The 6,563-nt window shown below is 49.0% G+C and carries 9 protein-coding genes; 2 read left to right on the top strand and 7 right to left on the bottom strand.

Annotation, left to right across the window (positions count from 1 at the left end):
* Positions 1-6: 6 nt before the first annotated feature.
* The 7 genes from BSZ32_RS07185 to BSZ32_RS07155 all read right to left on the bottom strand — a co-directional run bounded on the left by BSZ32_RS07185 (position 7) and on the right by BSZ32_RS07155 (position 4,259).
* Complete coding sequence (locus tag BSZ32_RS07185) at positions 7-243, bottom strand: hypothetical protein (protein ID WP_105042814.1); 237 nt, start codon at positions 241-243, stop codon at positions 7-9.
* 74 nt (positions 244-317) lie between these two features.
* The gene (locus BSZ32_RS07180) at positions 318-581 is read right to left on the bottom strand and encodes a Txe/YoeB family addiction module toxin (protein ID WP_105042813.1); all 264 of its coding nucleotides are present in this window, start codon (positions 579-581) and stop codon (positions 318-320) included.
* Positions 578-820, bottom strand: coding sequence for a type II toxin-antitoxin system Phd/YefM family antitoxin (locus tag BSZ32_RS07175; protein WP_105042812.1), 243 nt, complete (start codon positions 818-820; stop codon positions 578-580). The genes BSZ32_RS07180 and BSZ32_RS07175 overlap by 4 nt, the downstream gene beginning before the upstream one ends.
* Before the next feature lie 462 nt (positions 821-1,282).
* Entirely contained in the window at positions 1,283-2,134 is an 852-nt protein-coding gene (locus BSZ32_RS07170) for an HAD-IIA family hydrolase (RefSeq protein WP_206018750.1), read from the bottom strand.
* 259 nt (positions 2,135-2,393) lie between these two features.
* The gene (locus BSZ32_RS07165; RefSeq protein WP_105042811.1) at positions 2,394-2,783 is read right to left on the bottom strand and encodes a hypothetical protein; all 390 of its coding nucleotides are present in this window, start codon (positions 2,781-2,783) and stop codon (positions 2,394-2,396) included.
* Between the two features lie 71 nt (positions 2,784-2,854).
* On the bottom strand, positions 2,855-3,496 hold the full coding sequence (locus tag BSZ32_RS07160; RefSeq protein WP_105042810.1) for a YceI family protein: 642 nt from the start codon (positions 3,494-3,496) through the stop codon (positions 2,855-2,857).
* 43 nt (positions 3,497-3,539) lie between these two features.
* On the bottom strand, positions 3,540-4,259 hold the full coding sequence (locus BSZ32_RS07155) for a pirin family protein (protein WP_105042809.1): 720 nt from the start codon (positions 4,257-4,259) through the stop codon (positions 3,540-3,542).
* Between the two features lie 110 nt (positions 4,260-4,369).
* On the opposite strand from BSZ32_RS07155, the gene BSZ32_RS07150 reads away from it, so the two are divergent.
* Positions 4,370-5,242 (top strand): LysR family transcriptional regulator, encoded by an 873-nt coding sequence (locus tag BSZ32_RS07150; protein WP_165788709.1) that lies wholly within the window; start codon positions 4,370-4,372, stop codon positions 5,240-5,242.
* 197 nt (positions 5,243-5,439) lie between these two features.
* Positions 5,440-6,504 carry an alkene reductase gene (locus BSZ32_RS07145; RefSeq protein WP_105042807.1) on the top strand — a complete coding sequence of 355 codons (1,065 nt, stop codon included), beginning with the start codon at positions 5,440-5,442 and terminating at the stop codon, positions 6,502-6,504.
* The last annotated feature ends 59 nt before the right edge of the window (positions 6,505-6,563 follow it).

The following is a 6,563-nucleotide window of genomic DNA, read 5'->3' as shown; positions in this document are numbered from 1 at the left end:
CTTTTTTTATATTATTTTTATTAGTCTGTCTTTTTTTGTTTTTATGGCTGCGGAGCCAACTAATTCGCCTTCTTTCTCACCGATGTAGGTGGTGGGTATAAAATCATCGCCAAGATAGGATGTCATTTTATGGATACGAGTTTCAAGACGACCATCGCTACTTAAATGTGACCACTCGCTGTGATGCCACTGCGCAAGTTGCTCGATACGAGAGGGTGCTTCCTCTAAGTTTAAAATATGCATAATTTATTCTGACCCATGTATAAAACTCTCACGTTCCACTATCACTCTGATGTGGAGCTAGCTTTGGGTTTGCTTTATTCGTAGTGACTCCACAAGCGTAACACCTTGATCACTGGATCGCCATCTGAAACCATATACACCAATCTGTGCTGGATATTAATACGCCTAGAATACGCGCCCTTAAGATCACCTACTAATGCTTCAAACGGAGGTGGATCAGCATAGGGGTCTTCTTTTATAATCTCGAGGAGCTCTTTCGCCTTCTCGGACAAGTGCGAACCCTTGAGCTTCTTTGCGTCCTTCCGAGCTTGCTGAGTATAGACTAATGTGTAACTCACAAATCAATCTCCTCTGCACAATCTTCAATCGGCTCAGCCATCCCCTTGACGATTGAATCTCTCATGCCGGGAATACCCAGTAGATAAAGCGTCTCTTGAATCGCGCGCCAATCGTCTTCAGCGACCAATACCACATTTCCCCGCTTGCCTGTGATCTGCACTGGCTCATGCGTGGACTGAGCGGAGTCGATTAGTCTATATAGATCGGAGCGGGCTGATGTTGCGGTGATCGTCTTCATGTAGCTAGCGTGCGCTATAACGTGCGCTTCAGCAAACTTTTATTTTATGACTCAATGATTTATACCATTTGAATGGTTAGATTGGGGTAATGACACTGAAGGTTTTCTATTCTAGCAAGGCTCAAGGAAAGAGCATAGCGAGCTATGTGACTGACGAAGAACGCCGCTAGAATGGGAAAGATTCAGCGTTATATAAGAATTCAGCTTGGCTGACAAATCACCAACTCAAAACCAATCATTACTCCAAGGTAACTGTGAAAATGGTATTAGAACAGAAAAGATGGGCAGATATGAATGATGGGAACTCAAGAGATCTGCTCTTATGCCATTCCTTCGTCGAGCCTTGATTTATCGAGAAATCACTCCGGCATTAGTCTCTTTTGGAACTCTAAGCGGTATAAGCTCATGTCATATTTAGCTTAACTACGTGCCATTGAGGTATAGATCTAGTACAAGCGTGCATTAAGAAGCATTGGCCATTTCAGGGAGGGCTGGCTCAGCAGTCTGACCTGATAATGGTTTTAGGAAGAACGATTCTGGAAGATCATTTAAACAGGGTGCTATGATGTCTGGTCTGTACGCGTAATGAGCGACATCATTTTCGGTGGTGTGGCCGCTGAGTACCAGAGCTGAGCGGTATCCCATTTCTACAGCACCCAGCACGTCGGTGTACATCGTGTCGCCGACCATGATTGTTTCATCAGTGCGCAGGCCTAGCGTCTTGCGTGCCATGCGCATCATGACTGGCGATGGCTTGCCTAGAGAAAAGGCTTTTTTCCCGGTGGCTGCCTCGATCATTGCTACGATGGCTCCACAGCCTGGGCGGATTCCTTGGTCGGTCGGGCAGGTGGTGTCGAGGTTGGTTGCTATTAAGGAAGCACCATTATAGACGAGTCTAACAGCTTTCTCTATATTTTCAAAATTCATGGTTCGACCTTCACCGATAACGACGAAGTCCGCATCATCGTCGACCACTGAGATACCATTCTCGTGGAGGGCGGAGCCTAGTCCATTTTCGCCGATGACGTAGGCGGTGGCGTTTGGCTTTTTCTCGGCGAGAAAACGTGCGGTGGAGATGCCGCAGGTGAAGATGTCTTTTGGTGCTGCTGGGATACCGAGGCGGTTGAGTCTGAGAGCCATGTCACGCCGAGTGCGTTGACTGTTGTTAGTAAGAAAGAGGTAGGGTATTTCTAACTGCCGAAGTTTCTTAAGAAAAGCTGCTGAGCCTTCGATGAGGTCCTTGCCTTTGTAGATAACTCCATCCATATCGAGAAGGAAACCTACTTTTTCGTATTTTTGAACTGTTGTAGCCATGCAATAGCGCACAGCATTCGTTGTGCCATTTTCATTGGTTGACGCTAAAAAAATGGAAATTTTTGCTGTCCGTTATTTTAGATGAATGGTTCTTTATTTTAAGTACAAATTGTACTCATCTAGCAACTAGATCTAGCGGGTAAATGCCTCTGGTTGATGGTTTAGATGTATTCGGTTCATGGATGGATAAGAGCACAAAAAAAGCCCTAGCATTGCTAGGGCTTCAATAGTTTGTTAGGTAATGTTCTTGTGCTGGGAACTAGTCACCGAGTAGGCCGAGGAACTTGTTCTTGGCTGCGAACAGTAAATAGGCAGAGAGGACTGAGATCACAATGACGGGTGGTTGGAAGACCGCACCACCACCGATGATGAGGATGTTGATGGCGAGGATGTTGATAATGATAGGACCGAGTATCAGCAGTCCAATATTGCGCGTCTTGGGAATGGCAACGAGGAGACCACCTGTGATTTCGAAGATCTTAACAAAGGTCAAAAATCCTGTAGGAACAATGGCGCCGAAGAACATGGCTTTAGCCGAGCCTTCTTCCGTTGGTCCGCCCGCTGGCATGAAGTTTAGAAAATGGTTGAGGCCAAAGGTGATGAAGCCGAGACCGAGGAGGACTGCGGCGGTGCTAGGTAGTTTTTTCATGATAATATAGGGTTGTTCAATCTGGGACGCGTTTATCTAAAACACGTCCCAGAATTGGATATATGCTAGATTTAGCCTTCTGTCGCTGTTGGTTTTGCGTTGAGGTCAAAGCGGATGACTACTTCTTCGTTGATGAGGTCGTCTTGCATGCCTGGGTATTTCACATCGAAGTCGAAACGATTGATGAAAAAGTCTGCCTTCAGGTTGATGGATTCAGCGGATTGTGTGACGGTGACAGGAATGTCGATCGACTTGGTGACGCCGTGGAAATTGAAGTTTCCTGTGAGCAGGTGGGTCTCACCCTTTGCTCCTGTTTTGGCTTCGAGAGCAGTGACGGTGAAGGTGCTGGTAGGGATGGCTTCCACATTGAAGAAGTCAGCAGAGATTAGGTGGCCTTGGAGCTTTGGGTCATCTGCGAAGGTGCTGGTCATATCGATGACTACTTCATGGCCACTAGCGGAAAGTGTGTCGCCATCGACGTAGAAATGTCCTGAGAATTCTTTGAATCCACCTTCGTGGCTTCCTGTGACTTTGGAGCCAACGAAGGTGATAGCTGAATTATCAGTGAAGCTCCATTTCTGGCCAGTGGCTGCTGCTGTGGAGACTTCTTTGGCTTCAGAGACGGTCGCTTCTGTGGAGTTGTCGGCTGGGTTTTCACAGGATACGAGTAGTAATGTGGTGGCTCCGGCGAGTGTGAATAGTGTTGTTTTCATAGTATTATTATTTTGTTAGTATTAGTTAGGTTTGATTTGGTATTTATTTGAGATCGAAAAAGAGCGCTTCAGTATGCTCTATAGCTGTGAGGGAGATCGAGCCATTTTCTTCCATAAAAGCGGCATCACCCACAGAAATTTCTGCATTATTGACTCGGAGCTTACCTTTGATGAGCTGAACCCAAGCGCCGCGGCCTTCTTTTAGATCGTGGCTAACACTCTCCCCAGCCTCGAGTTTGATACGGTAGATATAAGCGTCTTGGTGGATGGTGGCTGATTGGTCACGGCCGTCGGGGGAGATGAGTAGGGCCATTTTATCGTTGCGCTGTTGAGCATTGGGAGTCCAGTCGGTGTAGCTGGGTGTGAGCCCTTGGCGCTCTGGGGTGATCCAGATTTGCAGTAGAGAAGCTTCCTCTTCGCTGGAACCGTTGAACTCGGAATGAGTCACTCCTGAGCCGGCGGACATCAGTTGGATCTGGCCAGGGCGGATGCAGCCTTCATTACCCATGCTGTCTTTATGATTGAGGGCACCACTGAGGACATAGGTGAAAATCTCCATGTCGCGGTGCGGGTGGGTCGGGAAGCCACCACCGCCAGCGATCCTGTCTTGGTTGATCACCCGCAGGCTGCGGAATCCCATTTGCTCTGGGTTGTAGTAGTTGGCAAAGGAAAAGCTGTGACGAGCTTTGAGCCAACCGTGGTCGGCTTGTCCTCGGTCGTCAGATTTGAGAATTTGTACTGTGGGTATTGCTTGCGTTGTCATGGCTACACCTTGCCAAATAAATCTCCGTTTGTCTCATGTTGAGAGTGAACTCATGGCATGCCTAATGGGTATGCTTGATTATGCCTAATGGGAGTGCTAGAAGTGGTGCCATGCAAATTAGACAACTTCGTTACTTCATCAAGGTCGCTGAAATGGGGAGTATCACGGCAGCAGCGAAAGAGCTGAGAATGACCCAACCCGCATTGAGCCGACAGATCCGCGCCTTTGAAGATGAGTCTGGCTGGAGCTTGCTCGATCGTGGAGCTAAATCGATCCGCCTCACCCGTGCCGGCCAGGTGGTGGTGAAAGAAGGACTGACCATGGTGGATGCGATGGATCAGGGGCTCGCTCGGATGCAGAGGGAGATTGAGGGCGGAGTGATCCGTATTGGATATGCTCCGAGCCTCGGGGGCAATTTGCTGAAAAAAGCGATGGGTTGCTACATCCAGCGTCATCCGACGGTACGGATTGATCTGGTCGATTCGAGTTCAGAAGAAATGCGTAAAAAAATCCAGACAGGAGAAATCGATCTCATGGTGGGAGCCAAATCAGACTCGAGTGACATGGAATGGGAGGTTTTGTTAGAAAAGCACCTCTGTCTAGCGTTGCCCAAACAACACGAGTGGGGGAAAAAGCGCTCGATTTCTAGTGAGTTGTTAGATGGGAGGAGGGTCTTACTTCTTTCTCGTCACGAGTACCCAGAGTATTTCCAGGGAGTGAGTAAATTTTTTCGTGAGTTGGGGATCAATGCGAAGGTTGCGGGTGAGTTCGATGGGATTGAAAGCCTCCGCGTCGCATTGGAGGCAGGTATTGGCATCGCACTCGTGGCAGAGGGGTCATCGGTGGGACCGGATATAAACCTGCTAAAAATCAAGCCAACTGCAAGTCCAGTGGAAGTAGCTGTAGGGTGGCGCGGAGATCGGGCGCTCGATTCGATGACCGCCGCATTCGTTGAAGAACTAAGACAAGCTGCACGGGCTTAAGTGCTCAGTCCTAGCACGATGAAAATTTTCTACTGCGAAAAAGACGAAAGGCGCTAAAAGGCCAGCACGATGAAACACCTCTACCACGAATAGTAGCAAGTTAGTAAAGCGCCACCTATGTTCTGACCTCACTGCGGGAAAGAAGTATGTCTGCCTCTTGTTGACGGGAGAGAAAGTAGGATTATGATCGGCTCAATATGGCCAATCAATCAACTGCTCTTCTTTCTCCGATCTCTATGGGTGCTTTGGAATTACCTAACCGAATGATTATGGCTCCTTTGACACGTTGCCGCGCTAGTGAAGGGCGCGTGCCCAATGCCATGATGGCCGAGTACTACGCTCAGCGTGCTACGGCGGGATTGATTATTTCTGAGGCTACTTCGGTTTGCCCAATGGGTGTGGGCTATCCCAACACTCCGGGGATTTGGTCGGACGATCAGGTGGAGGGGTGGAAACTAGTGACGGATGCCGTGCACCAAGCTGGTGGACGTATTGTGCTACAGCTCTGGCACGTGGGGAGGATCTCTGACTCGTCCTACCTAGATGGTGCATCGCCAGTGGCTCCTAGCGCGATTGCTGCTAAGGGTCATGTCAGTTTGGTGCGTCCCGAGAAGGCATTCGAGACTCCACGAGCGCTGGAGTTAGATGAGATCCCAGCGATTGTCGAAGCCTACCGTAAGGGGGCTGAGAATGCCAAGAAAGCTGGATTTGACGGTGTCGAACTACACGGAGCGAATGGCTACTTGCTAGATCAATTCTTACAAGACAGCACGAACCAACGAAGCGATGTGTACGGCGGGGCTATCGAGAATCGTTCCCGTCTGATGTTAGAGGCTGTGGATGCAGCTATTTCTGTCTGGGGGGCTGACCGAGTGGGATTGCACATCGCACCACGTGGTGATGCTCATGATATGGGCGACTCGGATCTAGCGACGACCTTTACCTATGTTGTTCGCGAAATGGGGAAACGTAAGATTGCTTTCTTGTTTGCTCGCGAAGGCAAGGGTGATCCTTATCTAGGACCGATGTTGAAGAAGGAATTTGGTGGGGTATTCATCGCCAACCAGCAATTAAGCATAGCCGATGGCGAGGAGATGATCGCAGCAGGAGAAGCGGATGCTATTTCCTGGGGGCAGCAATTTATAGCAAACCCAGATTTGGTGCGACGCTGTGAGGTCGGTGCAGATTTAAATGATCCAAACCCAAATACTTTCTACGGTGAGGGCCGAGTGGGCTACACCGACTATCCATTTCTCGATTGAGAAATCCGCAGCTGAGTGAGGGGCGGAAACTAGCAGCCTCGATGGGAGGTTGACGGATG

It is taken from the genome of Rubritalea profundi (assembly GCF_002954445.1).
In the GTDB taxonomy this organism is placed as follows: domain Bacteria; phylum Verrucomicrobiota; class Verrucomicrobiia; order Verrucomicrobiales; family Akkermansiaceae; genus Rubritalea; species Rubritalea profundi.
Note: the sequence above shows the minus strand (reverse complement) of the source record. Positions and strands in the feature narration are given on the sequence as shown.

Excerpts from the sequence above, each read along its gene's own strand:
- BSZ32_RS07145 (WP_105042807.1), top strand. The coding sequence starts at position 5,440 with ATGGCCAATCAATCAACTGCTCTTCTTTCTCCGATCTCTATGGGTGCT.
- BSZ32_RS07155 (WP_105042809.1), bottom strand. The coding sequence starts at position 4,259 with ATGACAACGCAAGCAATACCCACAGTACAAATTCTCAAATCTGACGAC.
- BSZ32_RS07165 (WP_105042811.1), bottom strand. The coding sequence starts at position 2,783 with ATGAAAAAACTACCTAGCACCGCCGCAGTCCTCCTCGGTCTCGGCTTC.
- BSZ32_RS07160 (WP_105042810.1), bottom strand. The coding sequence starts at position 3,496 with ATGAAAACAACACTATTCACACTCGCCGGAGCCACCACATTACTACTC.
- BSZ32_RS07170 (WP_206018750.1), bottom strand. The coding sequence starts at position 2,134 with ATGGCTACAACAGTTCAAAAATACGAAAAAGTAGGTTTCCTTCTCGAT.
- BSZ32_RS07175 (WP_105042812.1), bottom strand. The coding sequence starts at position 820 with ATGAAGACGATCACCGCAACATCAGCCCGCTCCGATCTATATAGACTA.
- BSZ32_RS07185 (WP_105042814.1), bottom strand. The coding sequence starts at position 243 with ATGCATATTTTAAACTTAGAGGAAGCACCCTCTCGTATCGAGCAACTT.
- BSZ32_RS07150 (WP_165788709.1), top strand. The coding sequence starts at position 4,370 with ATGCAAATTAGACAACTTCGTTACTTCATCAAGGTCGCTGAAATGGGG.